Source organism: Mammaliicoccus sp. K-M42, from assembly GCF_022386375.1.
Lineage (GTDB): Bacteria > Bacillota > Bacilli > Staphylococcales > Staphylococcaceae > Mammaliicoccus > Mammaliicoccus fleurettii.
Genome location: NZ_JAJNIS010000003.1, coordinates 117,516 through 134,758 on the forward strand (window position 1 = coordinate 117,516; position 17,243 = coordinate 134,758).

The window sequence follows — 17,243 nt, forward strand, 5'->3', positions numbered from 1 at the left end:
CGGTATTATTACTGACAATATAATAATAAGAGGTTGAGACAATTAATTTGCCCCAACCTCTTAATTAATTATAGTAATTTCATTAAATCTCTAATTAATATTGTAATGTTATGTTTTTTAGACTGTTCACTTAAAAATAGTGCGACTTCTAATTGTTTTTTATCACTGTCATTACTGATCTTCATTTCTATTTTTGAATGCACGATGTTATATATTAGCTCACTATATAACTTATATCTACTTGAATTAATTGTAATATCTAAGGCAGTTTGTGCATATGCTAAACATCTGTCATATGCTCTTTCGCTAGCATAAATATTTGATAATGTATATAGTAGTTTAATTTGATAACTATCATCTACATTTAAACGTTTAGCAATTTCTAATCCTTGTTCTAATGAAGATTTCGCTTTTTCATTTTCATTTTGACTATAATAAAAGACTGCTCTTGTATTACAGATAGACACTTGTAATTTGACATACATATTACTATCTATTAATTGATATGCTTCTTCAATCATCTGAAGTGATTGTTCTACTTCGCCATATTTATAGTAACCTATAATTGATCTTACCCACTTAGACGCTGCAATTTCATCAACAGATCCATTAGATAAATAATTACCATCAATAATAGGAATTAAAGCATCGTAATCACGATCTTCTAACAATCTTTCTATGACTTTTAATTTTTGTTCTAGTTGTGTATCTAATTCATCACCTATATACAAGAAATCCATACTACAATTTAGTCTTCTAGAAATATTAAAAAGGAGTTGCGATCCCGGTTGCAATTCATTCTTTTCAATTTTAGAAATTTGACTTTGTGTAGCGATTCCCTTAGCTAATGCTTGTTGAGAAAGCTTTAAATCTATTCTCCTTTGTTTTACACGTTCTCCTAATTTCATATATAGCGCTCCCCAAATTCTTTAATCGAATTAACATATTTATATTATCTAATACATCTATATCTTCAAGTGTCGTCATTAAATGATATATTTGTCCCACCAAATATATCATTTAAGCATCTAAGGGCACATATTAACTTGTATTAGAAATAATTCATGTCATGTTATAATTCTCTTCTTTATTTTAAGGCTCATTGTGTGAAAATACAATTATTTTATCCTTATACGAAGACTGTATTTTCTCTTTAAACAGCTGTCTAAATTTAGAAGTATTAAGCTTAATCAACAAATTCTGCTGTTTCAAGCTGTATTAACTCACCATCTTCTTGTCTTTTTTTAATGTGAAATTCTCCCCACTTACATAGGTTTTCTAATAGTTCATTTAATGAACTACCGTAATCAGATATTTCATATTCTACTTTCGGAGGTACTTGTTGATATACAATTCGATTAATAATTCCGTCTTTCTCTAATTCTCTTAATTGTTGAGTTAACATTTTTTGTGTAATGTGTGGAATAGCTTTTTTTAGTTCTGATGTTCTCATTGTTCCATGCTTTAAATGACAAAGGATAACAGGTTTCCATTTACCACCAATCACGTCTATTGTTGCTTCTACACCTATATTATATTCTGTTACTTCCATTACATTTCCTCCTTAAGGTACTTTTTGGTACCTATATGACTTTAAAGTGCGTACTTCCTATTTGTATTGTTACGTTTTAAAATAACACATATCTTATAACAAAGGAAGGAACTATCAAATTGAAAAATAAATTTTCTAATCAACTTGCACTTATTTCACTAGCTATATCTGCTTTCGCCATCGGTTCAACAGAATTCATCAGCGTTGGCTTATTACCATTAATCAAAGATGCTTTTAATATCACAATTCCTCTAGCAGGATTAACTGTATCTTTATATGCAATTGGTGTTACGGTAGGTGCACCTATTTTGACACCTTTAACAAATAACATGAAAAGAAAGACTGTGCTTATTCTTATAATGGTCATCTTTATAATTGCTAACATATTCGCAGGAATGGCTACTTCATTCACTTTATTATTATTAATGAGAGTGCTCAGTGCTTTTTCTCATGGTGTGTTTATGTCAATTGCCACAACTATTGCTGCAGATTTAGTGCCACCACATAAACGTTCTAGCGCAATCGCACTTATGTTCACTGGTTTAACAGTTGCTACTATAACAGGCGTTCCCTTTGGTACATGGGTTGGTCAACATTTCGGATATGAAATGTCATTTTACACAATTGCTATAATAGGTATTATTAGTCTTATTGCCAATATAGCATTTGTTCCTAAAAATTTAACTGAATACAAACAAGCACCAATTGTTAAACAACTTGCAGTCTTAAAAAACAAACCCCTTATGACAATATATTTAATAACTGCCCTCGGTTATGGAGGTACGTTTGTAGTCTACACATATTTAACTGAGATTCTTACTCATATTTTAGGCTATGAATCAAACAGTATCGTTACGATTTTGATATTATATGGTGTAATGGTTGCGATTGGTAATACTTTAGGAGGAAAACTTACAAATCACGCTCCTACAAAATCATTAACGATCATTTTCTTACTACAAGCTTTAACTTTATTACTGGTAGGACTTACGTTACATTTTCATGTAGTAGGATTAGTAAGTATTTTATTAATGGGCCTATTTGCATTTATGAATGTACCTGGTCTCCAACTTATCGTCGTATTATTCGCAGAGAGAAATAGTAAAGAAACAGTCAACTTTGCATCTAGTCTAAATATATCTGCTTTTAATATTGGTATAACACTTGGATCAGTTATTGGTGGATTTATATTAAATCATATATCATTATCGTTCACACCATATTTTGGTTTTATCATGGTTATTATGGCAAGCTTATTAATGTTTGCCGTTAATAGAAATGAAACTTCGGAACCACTGCAAACAACGTGTTAATAATAAGAAGAAGGATGAGACAATTAATTTGTCCCATCCTTCTTCTTTTATATTTCATCATTATTTAGTATTTTTTGAGCATTATCTTTCATTTGATTAACTGTGTCAATTCCTTTAGTTTCTTCAATATAATCATATGCTTCTTTTATATGAAAATTTCTGTTAGGTGTATTATGTGCGTCACTTCCAACGATATGAATACTTTCTTGATCCAATAAATAATCAGCAACTCTTTTTGCATCTTCACCATATTTACCTACTAATGAACCAGCAGTTACTTGACAAAGAGCACCCCTTTTAATTAAATCAAATAAAATTTGAGGTTTATCTTGTATAGGAATGATACGTTCTGGATGAGCTAATAAAGGACGATACCCTGCATCGAATAATTGGTCAAACGTGTTATTCGCAAAGTCTGGAACTGTAAAGAATGGAAATTCAATTAATACATATCTTGAGCCTTCAGTTATAGGTAACAATTCTCCTGATTCCAATCCTGCTAACTCATTTCCAAACATATGAATTTCTTGGCTAGGATACACTTTTATATTAATATGATGTTCTTTTAATAACGATTGTACTTCTTCAGTTCTTGCTTTAACTATGTCCGCACTATTTTTAAAACGATGTTCTATATAATGAGGTGTTGCTACAATATCTGTAATCCCAATTTTTTCGGCTTCTCTTGCTAATTCAAGCATGCTTTCTGCATCTATTGGACCATCATCTAATCCATATAATAAATGATTATGAATATCAATCATGTGCATCGCTCCTTTAGTCATTGAACTATCAAATATCAATAAGTTTTCTTATTACTTATATTGTAACAAATATCTGTTTATAAATTATATTAATAAGCCTTCAATTTTATATTTCAAATAAGCAGAAAGTTTGTAATTATTCCTTCTTTATATGAACATAAAAATAGCGAAATATAAGGAGTGGAAAGATAATGGAATTAACCAAAGCACTTGAAAGAAGACGCTCAGTAAAATCTTATGAGCAATATGATTTAGATAGAGAAACAATTTATGATTTATTAGACAAAGCAGCACTATCACCATCTGCTTGGAATTTACAACAGTGGAAAGTAATAGTAGCTGACACTGATGAAGCTAAAGAAAAGTTATATAACGCAGCTAACAAACAAGTTAAAATAAAAGAAGCAAGTGCAACATTTATCATTTTAGGTGATTTAAATGCACATGAAACAATTGGAGATATAGCTGATGACTGGATTGAACACGAACATATTCCAGCTAATAAAAGAGAAGGCTTAATCGAAAGTGTGAATCGATTCTTTGAAAGTGATCTCAATAAAAGAGACGAAGCTGTACGTGGCGCATCATTATTTGCGATGAGTTTAATGTTAGTCAGTGAGGATGCTGGTTATGCAACTTGCCCTATGATTGGCTTTGACAAACAATCTGTAATTGACGCATTTAATATTGACGATAACTTAGTACCCGCTATGCTTATTTCAATTGGTAAAGGTGAAATGACAAATGATAGAGCATCACGCTTACCAGCTTCATCATTTGCAAAATTTGAATAAAGAATGTACTAATTTTGTAATAATATGATAATACTACACCTCAAAAAAAGATTATAATATAGGTAATGAAGTGAGGTGTTTAAGATGAACAAACGTTATCAAAAAGTTCTAGTACTTTACTTAATATCAACGTTAGTACCTTATATATTTATCAATAAGAATAAGGACATCTCTTTAACAAAGAGATGGTTACCTAGCTCTTTAATTGGTTATGGTATATTTGCATATGGGCTAAAGGCACTAACTAAAATGAAAAAAGCAGCTTAATTAGCTGCTTTTTTCATTTCTTTATATTCATCATTCGTTATAACATAAATAGCATCATCTACAATTTTTTCTTTATGAATTCTATTTTTTGGCATAACACCAATTTTTTTCATTCCTAATCTTTCCATAACTTGTCCAGATTTAGGATTAATAGTGCTATGCATTGCATTTACTTGGTTTAATTTTAACTTATCAAACGCCAATGACAATATCTCTAATCCCGCTTCTGTCATATAGCCATTTTTAGAATAATTTAAATTGAGCACATATCCTATCTCGCCTCTTTTATGTTCTGTATCTACTCTTAAATCTATTGTGCCAATTAATTTATGTTCTTCTTTTAAGACTATTCCATATTTGCCTAATGGTGATTTCAAATAGTAATTTGCGATGACTTCTTTTGTTTCTTCTTTTGACAAATGTGTTGGAAATACATGAGAAGTATTTTCTATATTAGATGAATATTCATAAAGTGATTCTGTATCATCTAAACTTACAGGTCTCAATATAAGTCTGTCTGTTTCTAATGTTTGATTCTCACCTAATGTTACTAATAATTCCATAATTCACACCTTCTTATGCTTTATTTTCATTTTGTGCTAAAGCTAAACAGCCAATTATTCCTTGTTCATCATTCAAACTTGGAGAAACGATGTACTCTTCTACCGGTGGAAGTGCAATATAGTCATTATTTAATAACTCAAATTGCTTATGAATTTTACTCAACAAATGATTTTGATGCATTACGCCTCCACCAAAAATGATTTTTTCTGGTGATAACATTAACGTTGTATTCAATGCTGCCTGAGCAATATAATAAGCTACTATATCCCAATCTTTCGAATCTTCTTTAATCTCTTTCGCTGATATACCAGCTCTTTTTTCAATAGCAGGTCCTGATGCAACCCCTTCTAAACAGTTACCATGAAATGGACATTTACCTTCAAAGCTTTGGTCATCTTCATGTATCTTTACTGTCATATGTCCCATCTCTGGATGACTATATCCTTGAACAAATTTACCACCGACCATAGCTCCTCCACCGATACCTGTACCAACTGTATAATATACTGCTGAATTAATATCTTTTGCGATACCTTTTTTAAACTCACCATATAATGAAGTGTTTACATCAGTTGTAAAAGCGACCGGAATATCAAAATGCTCTTTAATAGCCCCAATGAAATCAAAATTTTTCCATGCTGTCTTTGGTGTGGAAGTTATATAACCATATGTATCAGATTCTTTATTAATATCTATTGGACCAAATGAACCAATACCAATACTTATAATGTCATGCTCTTTAAAGAATTCTATAACTTTTGGCATCGTTTCAGTTGGTTCCGTAGTTGGTATCGAAACACTTTCTATAACAGTTAAGTTATCATCACCTACTGCACATACAAATTTTGTTCCTCCTGCTTCAATCGCTCCATAAAGTTTCAATAATCCCACTCACTTTCTATGATTATATTTTTTTACACAACATAACTACTATACCTAAAACCATTTCTTTCTTTTAAAAACAGTTAACATTATAAACGCAATGATGACCATAATAATTAGAACGATATAATATCCGTCGTGCCAACTAAGCTCAGGCATATTTGTAAAGTTCATTCCGTATATCCCTGCAATCAAAGTTAAAGGCATAAACACTACTGAATATATCGTTAAGATTTTCATAATATTGTTCATTTTAAATGAGTTTAGAGAAATGTAATTATCACGTATGTCACTTGTCATTTCTCTCGAAGAATCAACCATTTCCATTTGCTTGATAAGATGATCATTAATATGTGTAATATATAGAAATTGCTGTTCATTTAGATGTAATACTTTACCTTCTCTCATTCGATATACCAAATCTCTCATTGGTTGAACAGTTCGTTTAATAATTAACAACTCTTGCCTTAAATCAAAAGTATCATCTATTAAAGACTTCGTTGAAATATCTATATTATGACGATCCTCAAAATTAAATACTTTATCTTCAATATCGTAAATAAATGGGAAATAATTATCTACTATATCATCTAGCAAATTTAACAAAATATCTTTTGGCTCTTCCAAATTGATTGTTTGATTAAACAACTTTCTTTTAACAGTATCTATTTCTTCAAAGCGTTCTTTATGATAAGTCACAATAAAATCATCGCCAATAAAAATATCAACTTCTTCAGCTTCAAGTGTTTTTAAATCTAACGCATGGAACACAACAAACTGATAATCATCATATTGTTTGAATTTGGGTCTTTGTTGAACAAGCGTCGCATCTTCAATAGATAATTCATGAAAATCAAAATAATCTACTAATACTTTTGCCTCTTCTTCTGTAGGTTCGTTTAAATCAACCCATAACCATTTTTTGTCTTCTGCAATATCTTTTGGTGATGTCGTTTCTTTTAGTTCATTATTTGAATTACAATAATAAGTTTTAATCATTATATTCACACCAATTTTCATTTTACTTTATCTATATTATACAATTTAAAAAGCAGTGAGCAAATATACTCACTGCTAACAAGTATTTAGGTAAATACGACTGTTTTATTTCCGTTTACAATCACTTTGTGTTCACAATGCCACTGTACTGCTCTTGCTAATACTTGAGACTCCACATGTCTACCAGTATTTTTCATATCTTGTGCTGAATATCGATGATTAACTCTTACAACATCTTGTTCAATGATTGGACCAGCATCTAAATCTTCTGTAACATAATGACTTGTAGCTCCTATTAATTTGACACCTCTTGTATAAGCCTGTTTATAAGGATTTGCACCAATAAATGATGGCAAGAATGAATGGTGAATATTAATAATTTTTAGATGATGCCTTTCAACAAAGACTTCTGATAAAATCTGCATATACTTAGCTAGTACGAGTAAATCCACTCCGTAACTATCACTTATTCTCGAAATTTCATCTTCACTTTCACGTTTTGTTTCTTTAGTCACTTTTACATGGTGGAAAGGTATTCCCATATCTTCAACAAATTTACGGTTATTTTCATGATTACTAATAACACAGCTTATTTCTATTGGGAATTCTTGACGATTTGCGCGTAATATAATTTCACTTAACGCGTGATCTTCTTTAGAAACTAATACCGCCGTTTTTACTTTTTCTTCAGCGTCAAAAATTTGAAAATTAATATTTCTTGTTGTTAGTTCTTTTTCTAAAATTGATTTCACTTCATCATTTTTATCAAATTCAATGCGTAGATATAAGTGATTCTCATTTTCTTGAACATCAGTATAATGATCTAAATGAAATATATTTGAATTTGTTTCTTTTATAATTGTTGATATTAGTGATGTAATACCAATTTCATCTTTGCAATCCGCTAATAAAATATAATGCTTACTCATGTATCTCATCCCTTTATTAATATTGGAAATATTCTAACAATAACAACTATTATAAAATTTAATTTGCAATAAAACAATGAATTGAGTAGCATATATTCATTGTAAACGCATTCACTATTAATTTGTGCTCAAATACATAAATTGGTCTAATTGCAATGCTTCTAAAGTCTCTCTAATCAATCTTTTACGGTCATAATAATTAAGCCCTTGATTTTCTAATTCAGTGACTTTCCCTTCATATACATATGCTCCATTAAATAAAAATTTATCTTTCGTTACTTTAATTGTAGACATTGCACCTTCTCTAGGTGAAATAAACATAGAGTCAAACATTTTATAAATTAAATCCCCAAATCTATGATTATATTTAGTTTTTCCTAAGTTAGTGGAGACAGCGCCTGGATGTACAGCTGTTACATTCAATCCACGATGATGAAACTGCTCGTATAATTCTTGCATGAAATACAATGTAGCTAGCTTAGATCTACTATAAGATTTAATCGGATTAAATCTCAATGGATATTTGAAATTATGATGTCCTATATGAGCATATTTATATGCCCCAGAAGATACAATTATAATTTGTTTATCATGGCTTCTCATTATAGATTCAAATAAAATATGTGTTAATAAAAAGTGACCTAAATAATTTGTACCAAACATTAATTCAAAACCATCTACAGTTTTTTGTCTTGTTAATGAAACGACACCTGCATTATTAATTAAACAATCAATGTATGGATATTGATCTAGTATTTGAGTAGCGGCTTTCATTACATTGGCTAAATTAGATAAGTCAAATTTTATGACTTCTACATTTAATTTTTTATGTTCTGCTATTAAAAGTGATTTTAAATGTTCACCTTTGTCTATATTTCTACACAATAAAATAATAATGTCATAGTCATTGGCTAACTCTTTAACTGTTGATTCACCTATTCCTGATGTTGGACCTGTAATTGCTAGTATTCTATTCGCCATTGTATATACTCCTTTAATTTATTACCGTTCTTTTACCCTGAAATATATATTTTAACTATGACATTTATTTTTTTACATAATTTTGATGTACATATATTAATTCTTTTGCCATTTCTTTAATAATTTCAGTTGAAATAAGCTGATCTTCAGCATGCATTAATAAGAGCGTCATCGGTACTGTTTCACCACTAGCTTCTGCTTGTATTAAATCTTTATGCACTTTATGACCATCAATTAAAAATTGATTACCTTCACTAATTAAATCTTCGGATTCTTTAAATTTTTCAGATTTAGCTTCATTAATTGCTTGCATATAACTACTCTTTGCCATACCAACATTAGTTATGATTTGAAAAGCAATTTGTTCGTATTTTTCCATAATATCACCTTACTTCATTAAGCTTTCAGCATGTTTTAAGACACGTTCTCCATCCATCATGCCATATTGTTGCATATCTATAACGTCTACCGGCACTTTGCCATTAGCTACTTTTTCAACTTGTGCCTTTTGAAATCTCACTTGTGGTCCAAGTAGAATAACATCTACATCATCAACCTTTGTTTCCGCTTCTGATAAGGCTAAAGCTTCGACTTCATAATCTTTACCTTCATTTTCTGCTGCCTCTTGCATCTTTTTCACTAACATACTTGTCGACATACCTGCTGAACAAACTAATAATATTTTTTTCATTTATTTCATCTCCTGAATATTAAATTTAAAAAACGCCCATGGTTTCAAATAATTGAGCAATTGTAAATCATGAGGTGCAATTCTCCCAATTACATTTACTTTACCTGTATTTATCATAGGCTTTAAAGCAATTTGTAGCTCCCCTTTATATTGTCCATATTCTTCGTTATCTATTAAGATGTCACCTCTTTTAATAGCGGTTGTATGATGAACGGGAAATGATTCTGCTTTATATTTCACACGACTTTGAGTTGAACGAATCATATAGTCACTTACATCACCTCTATAAAAATGTGGTTCTTCGATAACTATTTTTCTTTCTAATTCTGTAATATCATCAAATAACTTTACATCAAACGTGATTGCTTCGTTTTTTAAATAACTCAGTCTTTTTAATTCTTCTTCTGATGGATAACAATTACTTATAATCACATCATCAATGAGATCAGTTGCCCATAAGTATTGTGCTTGTGTAGAAACGGGGATTCCTCTATGTTCTTCTAAAGTTGGCAATCCTTCTGTAACTGGCCATGGTCCAAAGTCAGCTTCTTCACTTGAAACGAATGCTGCTGTTCTAAGACCATATTTTTTGAATTTTTTACTACCTTCTAAAAAGAATGCTTCAGATATACCAGCATATCGATGAGGATAAAAATTATGGCATCCTACTAAATGAGCTCGATTTGGTTCAAAGTCCATTACATTATCTATATAGTGATTCATGACACTCATGTTCAATTCAATCATTATGTCATATGGATTATACGTCATATCACTTGTTAATTTTGCGCCTACACCTTCATCAAGCCTTATTCCATCAACACCTAGATCATTAAAAAAAGATAAGTCATTAGGTTCAATACCGAGGACTTTAAAAGTTCTTGGTGCTACATCTATAAATATTTCAAAGTCTAAACTTTTAGCATAACGAATCGTTTTTTCAATGATAGGTAATAAAGTCGATTTATTATCATCAGTTAATTGCAATAAATTCGTAAAAATTCGTGTAAAACCATGCTCATGTGCTTTATCAATATAATTTAAATCCTCAGATTCTTTAGATTTTCCAGGATACAAAGATATACCTAAACGCCTCATAGAAATCACTTCCATTCGTAATATATTTATTTTTATATTATTTTGAATATTTAATCTATTTAGTTTATACTATAACAAAATCGAAGCGCTTACAAACAAAGGGGGAATTTTATGAATAACTTTGCTACTTGGATAGAAGGAAAACTTTCTGGTCCAATGACAAAGCTTTCAAATCAACGTCATTTACTCGCTATACGTGACGGGGTTATTTCGGCACTCCCATTCATTATTTTCGGTTCATTCTTTTTAATATTTGCAACTCCACCGTTACCTGAATCATGGGCAGTAACTCAGTGGGCAACTGAACATGCAGAACAAATTTTAATTCCTTATAGAATGACCATGTTCATTATGAGTTTATACATTGTCTTTGGGATAGGTTACAATCTCGCAAAGTCCTATGATTTAGATCCATTGTCAGCAGCACAGCTTTCTACAGCAGCATTTTTATTAACTATTGCGCCAACAATGGATAAAGAATTAGGATTCGTCTTACCAATGACCAACTTAGGTGGCCATGGATTATTCGTCGCGATGTTTGTAGCAATTTTTTCAGTAGAAACATACAGATTGTGTAAAAATAAAAACATCACCATTAAAATGCCACCTCAAGTACCGCCATCCGTTAGTCGCTCTTTTGAGTCGTTAATACCAGTAGTCATCGTACTCGGTGCAATGAGTGTGATTACAGTTGTATTTCAACTCGATTTACATACACTTGTAGATAAAATTGTAGGGCCTCTCGTATTTGCAGGTGATACATTACCTGGTGTATTAGTACCAGTATTCTTAACAACATTCTTTTGGGCATTTGGTATTCACGGTATGTCAATTGTAGGTACGATTGAACGTCCGTTGTGGGAAGTATATTTAGCTAAAAACGCAGAAGCACATGCAGCAGGAGAACCATTACCACATATAGCACCAGAAACATTCTTCCAGTGGTTTGTATGGATTGGAGGAGCAGGAGCAACATTAGGACTTGTTATATGTATATTATTATTTGCGAAATCTCAGTTCTTGAAAAAATTTGGTAAAGCCGTTTCTATACCATCTTTATTTAATATAAACGAACCCGTAATATTTGGATTGCCAATAGTACTAAACCCAATAATGGTTATTCCATTTATCATAATCCCTATCGTTTTAACCATCATAACTTATTTCGCAACATTACTCGGACTCGTCAATGCAACAAGCGTAATGGCACCATGGACACTGCCAGCTCCAATCGGTGCATACTTAGCAACAGGAGGAGACTGGCGAGCAATCGTACTCGTCCTAATTAATATAACAGTATCCGTAATAATTTATTTCCCATTCTTTAAAATGTACGATCGCAAAATGGTACTAGAAGAAAGCGGAGAAACTAAAGAAGAAATAGAACATGATATGGAAAAATAGTAAATAGTAAGAACAGAGCAAACACCTGGCATCCTGGTGTTTGCTCTGTTCTTTATGTATGATTCTTAGGTTGTGTTCCTTAGATTGCGCTAACTGGCAGAATTACGAATTATGCTCCTTAGACTGCGCTTACTGGCAGAATTACGAATTATGCTCCTTAGATTGTGCTTACTGGCATAATTCTGAATTGTGCTCCTTAGAGTGTTCTTACTGGCATAATTCTGAATTGTGCTCCTTAGCGACTAATTCTTACGGACATTTCTCGGTATTATGTCCCTTACACTACCTCTTACGGACATTTCTCTGAATTTTGTCCCTAAAAAATAATCCTTCAACTTAAATATAACTATTAAAAATCCCCCGATTTGTTGGCATTCCAACGAATCGGGGGATTCTCTTTAAAAGATTATATCAATAAAGAACCATACAACCATAACGAGCATGATTAAGGCTTTGGCTATAGAACTGGTTAAGAAACCAAGTAATGAACCGATACTTGCATTCGTAGCTGCTGAAATATCATTTTTTTGAATCATCTCAGTAACAAATACTAATACGAAAGGTACGATGATGATACCAAATGGTGGAAACACGAAACAACCTATTATTACACCGACTGCTGCCATTGTTTCTCCTAGTTTAGATCCACCGAATTTCTTAACGAAATAGCTATTCATTATGATATCTGAAAGTATCATAAATATAGTAAGTACTACCATTACAGTCCAGAAGATCCACGATAATTTACTTGAATCAATTGCAAAATGATATATAAAATAGCCTACCCATAAAAATAGTACTGATGGAATAATTGGTTTGATTAAACCAACAAAGGCAATTACAAACATTAGTATAATTAATATCCAACTTATTGCTGTCATTATTTTACTCCTAACTTGTTTTAACGTTATTATGTGTTACATGTTCTACTGTAAAAATTAATAATATAAATGCTAATCCTATTGATAAACTTGAAACGAAGAACACATTTCCTAGACCTACTATATCACTCATCACACCACCGAGTAAATTTCCGCCTAGCTGACCTATTACCATAGCGTTAGCAAACAATGTTGATGCATATCCAGGAAACTCTGGTAAAATGTCTTGGAAATAACTGATTCCTAATCCAAGTAAAATTGCTAAGAAAAATGCTAATGCTAATTGACCAATTAACATTGCTTGGAAACTATCAAACACACCTATACTAAAGTAATAACCGAATCCGAATATTGCTCCGACCATAAGTAGTGTCTTAGTTTTAAATTTACTTGCTATAATACCTAATATAATCATGAAAGGTACTTCTAAACCTGCACATAGACTTGCTAAATACCCTACATGCGACTCATCATCTTTCAAATATTCCGTTACATATAAAGGCATATTTAAAGTATACATCCATTGTCCAACATGTAATAAAATAAATGCTAAAAATGGTATCAATAATGTTGGTTCTTTTACTAAGTTTGGAGCTTTCTTTTCAGGAAAGTTTCCAATTGCATTATTGATAATTTTCTTAGGTTCTTTATAAAAAATAATTAATAAAACTAAAACTGTTAAAAATAATGTCATCGTTCCACCAAATAAACCATCATACCCAAATATGCTAAGTAATAATGTTCCGATTAATGGACCAAATAAAAACCCTAATGAAAATGTAGAACGTAGAACAGTATTGGCAAATATACTTCTATCTTTATAAGCAGATTCATTTATAGATTCACGTGCTGAGGCATACATTTGAGGCATTGCAGGTGCAGCAAGCCCTTGAAACATCGCATATAAAGCGATGAACAGCCATATAGTATGTATGTAGAAATAAATCGAGAAACATAACGCCCCCATTATTAAAGCGGTGATGATGAGATATTTACGATTAATTTTTCCACTATCAGAGAATCTTGCAACAATAGAGTTCACAGTAAATGATGCACTAGCTGCAAGCGCCATTAATAAACCGTACTGTCCTTTAGACATCCCTAATTGCTGAGTCGCATACAATACTAAAAAAGGAACCGTTATAGCAATAGCCATTCCTAATAAGCCCATATTAACTGTAAAGAGCTTATAATTTTTTATTTGAAATAATTTCAAAAACATGAATTCACAACTTCCTATATTTTTATTATATGTTTGTACTTTAATGCTAAACACCTATTACGTCAACGCTTAATTGATATATTTATCACAAACATGTAAAATCATTACTAAATATAATTAAAGGGGATATTGTAGTGGAATACAAAGTGAACTATATTTCAATTGGAAAAGTCGAAGATGTGACTTTTAACAATCAAAAGACTAAAAAAACTGCTATTTTTAAAGAACCCTTCGAAAGTAAAATGTATCTTTCAAAAACAGGATTCGTTGAAGATCAACAACAATATAAAGGTCATGGTGGTCCAGAAAAAGCTATTTGTTTTTACAGTAAAGATAACTATGCCTATTGGAATGACATTATAGATCGACTACCCAAATATGCGATTTTTGGTGAAAATATTACAGTGTCTGGCTTAACCGAAAAAGATTTAAATATTGGAGATACTTATCAACTTGGTGAAGCCATCATTCAAGTTTCTTGTCCAAGACAACCTTGTGCTACAATCGCTTTAAGATATGGAATAAAAGATTTAGTCAAACGTATGGCAGACAATTTAAAAACAGGATGCTATTTTCGAGTAATCAAAGAAGGCTATGTATCCCAGAATGATAACATGAAATTATTAAATACATGTAAACCACAACTTTCCATTTATGAGCTTAATGAAACACGTTATAAAGATAGTAGCAATCGTGAGCGCATAGAATATATATTAAATCACAAAGGTATCAATGAAGAAACACGTGATATTTTCAATAAATTACATAAGCGCCTTTCATAAACACGAAGGCTTCAGATATAAATAGGCTGAGACAAATTAATTGTCTCAGCCTTTCTTTGTATAGTGTTGATTTTGAGTTAATCTACAATTTACGCCATCTCTTCGATTAACTTCTGACTTAATCTACAACTTTACCAATCTCTTCGATTAACTTTCGACTTAATCTACAACTTAACCAATCTCTTCGATTAATTCAAAAAAACCTTTAATCCGTTATTTCTTACCTATTTCAAGTTGATTAATATAATTTTTCAGTACTTCAATGAATGATTTAACTTGTGGTAACTGTAAGACATTATGTTCATAACAAATATAAGTTGATCGTGTAAGTGGTTTACGCATAACATTTAACTTCTTGATTTCAAATTTATCTGTATCTATGTCACCTATTACCAATTCTGGCAATACTGTTACGCCTACTCCATTTAATAAGAGTTCTTTGCATGTAGCTATTTGGTCTACTTTAATTAGTGCGTGGTATTCTTGTTGTAAATAATCGGAATACCACTCTTCAATTTGTTTTAAGTAAATTGGTTCTGCTTGAAACTCAATCATTGGTAATAGATGTAAATCCTGTTTTTTACTTTTAGGATAAATAAAATAATGTTGTTCATTTAGTAAAAGGTCATTTTGAACATTCATCACTTCGTTTCCTCTAACTACCATGATGTGAAAGTCATTTTGATATTGTTTTATATGTTCACTAGAGCCAATTTGTAATTGTATATCTACATTTGGATATAAATGCGTATATTCCCCCATAACTTGTGGAAGAATTGTTTGCCCAATCAACGAAGAAACACCTATTGAAATGCTTCCATTTACTTCTCCTAATTTCGAACTAATTTTATCTAATAGTAAACGTTCTTCTTTCAACATTTTTCTTGCATGTTCTATGACTAAGGATCCTTCATTAGTTGTAATAAGCTGCTTTTTTGTTCTTATAAAAATGTCTATACCAAAAAAGGTTTCTATAGATTTCAATCTCTGACTGACTGCTGGCTGCGATATGTAGAGAATGTCTGCAGCTTTTCGCAAAGTCTTTACATCTTCTAATGTTACTAATAACTTATAATCATCTACTTTCAAATGACACACTCCTTACTTTCATTTTATTATACCATGATTTAATTCAAGCACCACGACTACAACTTTAGACCGAAATATTAATTTTTTTAATTCTAAAATTGAAACTCTAATTATAATTCGTTATAGTTGAGAATGTACATAAAATAGGAAGGATAAAATCATGAACTTTTTAGAAATTATAAAATATATATTCCTTGGCTTACTTCAAGGAATAACAGAACCCATACCCATTTCTTCAAGCGGACACTTAGTAATGGCACAAGAATTTTTAGGATTACATACTGAAGGATTAACATTTGAAATTGTAGTTAATACCGCTTCATTGATTGCTGTACTTATATTATTCCGCAAAGACATTATCGAATTAATTGTCGACACATTAAAATATATTAAAGGCAATCGTACTGAAACTGTTAAAAAGAATTTTCAACTTGCTATGTATTTAGTAATTGCCACTATACCAGCTGGTGTATTAGGCATTATCTTTAAGGATATAATTGGTGATACTAAAAGTGTAATCATGGTAGGATTTATGCTTATCGTAACAGGTATTGCCTTATGGTTTATTAAAAATAAACGTGGCCAAAAATTAGAAGGTGATTTAACGCTTAAAGATGCCATAATTGTAGGTTTATTCCAAGCTGTTGCTTTAATACCTGGAATTAGTCGTAGTGGTGCCACTATCGTTGGTGCTTTAGGTGTTGGGATGAATCAAAAAACAGCGTTTAAATTCTCATTCTTACTTTATATACCTGTAAGTCTTGGGACGGCTTTACTTGGCGTTAAAGATATTATTGAAACACCTCCAGATACATCACTAATGATTTCATATGCATTTGCATTTGTAGCTTCACTTGTAGCGAGTTATTTCTCATTGAAATGGTTACAAGGTATTATGGAACGTGGTCAACTCGGCATCTTTAGTAAATATTGTTTCGTTGTCGGACCAGTTGCAATAATATTAGCATTAATATTCTTATAAAAATTAAAAAACGGGGATTGCCATTAATAAAAGGCATCCTCGTTTTTAT

The 17,243-nt window shown here is 31.2% G+C and carries 20 protein-coding genes; 6 read left to right on the plus strand and 14 right to left on the minus strand.

The window, feature by feature from the left end:
• Positions 1 to 68 precede the first annotated feature (68 nt).
• Together LQ668_RS03315 and LQ668_RS03320 are read right to left on the minus strand one after the other, a co-directional pair.
• Entirely contained in the window at positions 69 to 908 is an 840-nt protein-coding gene (locus LQ668_RS03315; RefSeq protein ID WP_078357046.1) for a helix-turn-helix domain-containing protein, read from the minus strand.
• Positions 909 to 1,186: 278 nt separating this feature from the next.
• Positions 1,187 to 1,552, minus strand: a complete 366-nt coding sequence (locus LQ668_RS03320; protein ID WP_078357047.1) for a winged helix-turn-helix transcriptional regulator — start codon at positions 1,550 to 1,552, stop codon at positions 1,187 to 1,189.
• Between the two features lie 119 nt (positions 1,553 to 1,671).
• Here LQ668_RS03320 and LQ668_RS03325 point away from each other — a divergent pair, with 119 nt between their 5' ends.
• Positions 1,672 to 2,865: an MFS transporter gene (locus tag LQ668_RS03325; protein WP_078357048.1), complete on the plus strand. Its 1,194-nt coding sequence runs from the start codon at positions 1,672 to 1,674 to the stop codon at positions 2,863 to 2,865.
• 47 nt (positions 2,866 to 2,912) lie between these two features.
• Here LQ668_RS03325 and LQ668_RS03330 read toward each other — a convergent pair whose 3' ends face one another.
• Positions 2,913 to 3,629, minus strand: a complete 717-nt coding sequence (locus LQ668_RS03330) for a tyrosine-protein phosphatase (protein WP_239775902.1) — start codon at positions 3,627 to 3,629, stop codon at positions 2,913 to 2,915.
• Positions 3,630 to 3,820: 191 nt separating this feature from the next.
• Between LQ668_RS03330 and LQ668_RS03335 the strand changes: the two genes are divergently transcribed.
• Together LQ668_RS03335 and LQ668_RS03340 are read left to right on the plus strand one after the other, a co-directional pair.
• Positions 3,821 to 4,423, plus strand: a complete 603-nt coding sequence (locus tag LQ668_RS03335; protein ID WP_107509180.1) for a nitroreductase family protein — start codon at positions 3,821 to 3,823, stop codon at positions 4,421 to 4,423.
• Positions 4,424 to 4,507: 84 nt separating this feature from the next.
• On the plus strand, positions 4,508 to 4,690 hold the full coding sequence (locus LQ668_RS03340) for a hypothetical protein (protein ID WP_078357051.1): 183 nt from the start codon (positions 4,508 to 4,510) through the stop codon (positions 4,688 to 4,690).
• Here LQ668_RS03340 and LQ668_RS03345 read toward each other — a convergent pair.
• The 8 genes from LQ668_RS03345 to LQ668_RS03380 all read right to left on the minus strand — a co-directional run bounded on the left by LQ668_RS03345 (position 4,687) and on the right by LQ668_RS03380 (position 10,834).
• On the minus strand, positions 4,687 to 5,253 hold the full coding sequence (locus LQ668_RS03345; protein ID WP_078357052.1) for a GNAT family N-acetyltransferase: 567 nt from the start codon (positions 5,251 to 5,253) through the stop codon (positions 4,687 to 4,689). The two genes, LQ668_RS03340 and LQ668_RS03345, sit on opposite strands and share 4 nt — an antisense overlap.
• Positions 5,254 to 5,266: 13 nt before the next feature.
• Positions 5,267 to 6,136, minus strand: a complete 870-nt coding sequence (gene scrK / locus LQ668_RS03350) for a fructokinase ScrK (RefSeq protein ID WP_078357053.1) — start codon at positions 6,134 to 6,136, stop codon at positions 5,267 to 5,269.
• Positions 6,137 to 6,190: 54 nt separating this feature from the next.
• Positions 6,191 to 7,135, minus strand: coding sequence for a magnesium/cobalt transporter CorA (gene corA / locus LQ668_RS03355; protein ID WP_078357054.1), 945 nt, complete (start codon positions 7,133 to 7,135; stop codon positions 6,191 to 6,193).
• An 86-nt stretch (positions 7,136 to 7,221) separates the two neighbouring features.
• Complete coding sequence (gene purU, locus LQ668_RS03360; protein ID WP_078357055.1) at positions 7,222 to 8,064, minus strand: formyltetrahydrofolate deformylase; 843 nt, start codon at positions 8,062 to 8,064, stop codon at positions 7,222 to 7,224.
• A 117-nt stretch (positions 8,065 to 8,181) separates the two neighbouring features.
• Positions 8,182 to 9,045 (minus strand): SDR family NAD(P)-dependent oxidoreductase, encoded by an 864-nt coding sequence (locus tag LQ668_RS03365; protein WP_239775903.1) that lies wholly within the window; start codon positions 9,043 to 9,045, stop codon positions 8,182 to 8,184.
• 64 nt (positions 9,046 to 9,109) lie between these two features.
• A complete protein-coding gene (locus tag LQ668_RS03370; protein ID WP_107509178.1) occupies positions 9,110 to 9,424 on the minus strand; it encodes a PTS sugar transporter subunit IIA in 315 nt (104 codons plus the stop codon).
• 9 nt (positions 9,425 to 9,433) lie between these two features.
• Entirely contained in the window at positions 9,434 to 9,736 is a 303-nt protein-coding gene (locus LQ668_RS03375) for a PTS sugar transporter subunit IIB (RefSeq protein WP_078357058.1), read from the minus strand.
• Entirely contained in the window at positions 9,737 to 10,834 is a 1,098-nt protein-coding gene (locus LQ668_RS03380) for a DUF871 domain-containing protein (RefSeq protein ID WP_078357059.1), read from the minus strand. It lies immediately after the preceding gene.
• 111 nt (positions 10,835 to 10,945) lie between these two features.
• Between LQ668_RS03380 and LQ668_RS03385 the strand changes: the two genes are divergently transcribed.
• Complete coding sequence (locus tag LQ668_RS03385; RefSeq protein ID WP_107509176.1) at positions 10,946 to 12,238, plus strand: PTS sugar transporter subunit IIC; 1,293 nt, start codon at positions 10,946 to 10,948, stop codon at positions 12,236 to 12,238.
• Between the two features lie 398 nt (positions 12,239 to 12,636).
• On the opposite strand, the gene LQ668_RS03390 is transcribed toward LQ668_RS03385, so the two are convergent.
• The gene (locus tag LQ668_RS03390) at positions 12,637 to 13,119 is read right to left on the minus strand and encodes a DUF456 domain-containing protein (RefSeq protein ID WP_078357061.1); all 483 of its coding nucleotides are present in this window, start codon (positions 13,117 to 13,119) and stop codon (positions 12,637 to 12,639) included.
• Positions 13,120 to 13,129: 10 nt separating this feature from the next.
• A complete protein-coding gene (locus LQ668_RS03395; protein ID WP_078357062.1) occupies positions 13,130 to 14,341 on the minus strand; it encodes a sugar efflux transporter in 1,212 nt (403 codons plus the stop codon).
• Positions 14,342 to 14,475: 134 nt separating this feature from the next.
• Here LQ668_RS03395 and LQ668_RS03400 point away from each other — a divergent pair, with 134 nt between their 5' ends.
• A complete protein-coding gene (locus LQ668_RS03400; RefSeq protein WP_107509174.1) occupies positions 14,476 to 15,123 on the plus strand; it encodes an MOSC domain-containing protein in 648 nt (215 codons plus the stop codon).
• A 213-nt stretch (positions 15,124 to 15,336) separates the two neighbouring features.
• On the opposite strand, the gene LQ668_RS03405 is transcribed toward LQ668_RS03400, so the two are convergent.
• Positions 15,337 to 16,212, minus strand: a complete 876-nt coding sequence (locus tag LQ668_RS03405) for a LysR family transcriptional regulator (protein ID WP_078357064.1) — start codon at positions 16,210 to 16,212, stop codon at positions 15,337 to 15,339.
• A 160-nt stretch (positions 16,213 to 16,372) separates the two neighbouring features.
• Between LQ668_RS03405 and LQ668_RS03410 the strand changes: the two genes are divergently transcribed.
• The gene (locus LQ668_RS03410; protein ID WP_078357065.1) at positions 16,373 to 17,194 is read left to right on the plus strand and encodes an undecaprenyl-diphosphate phosphatase; all 822 of its coding nucleotides are present in this window, start codon (positions 16,373 to 16,375) and stop codon (positions 17,192 to 17,194) included.
• Positions 17,195 to 17,243: the final 49 nt, after the last annotated feature.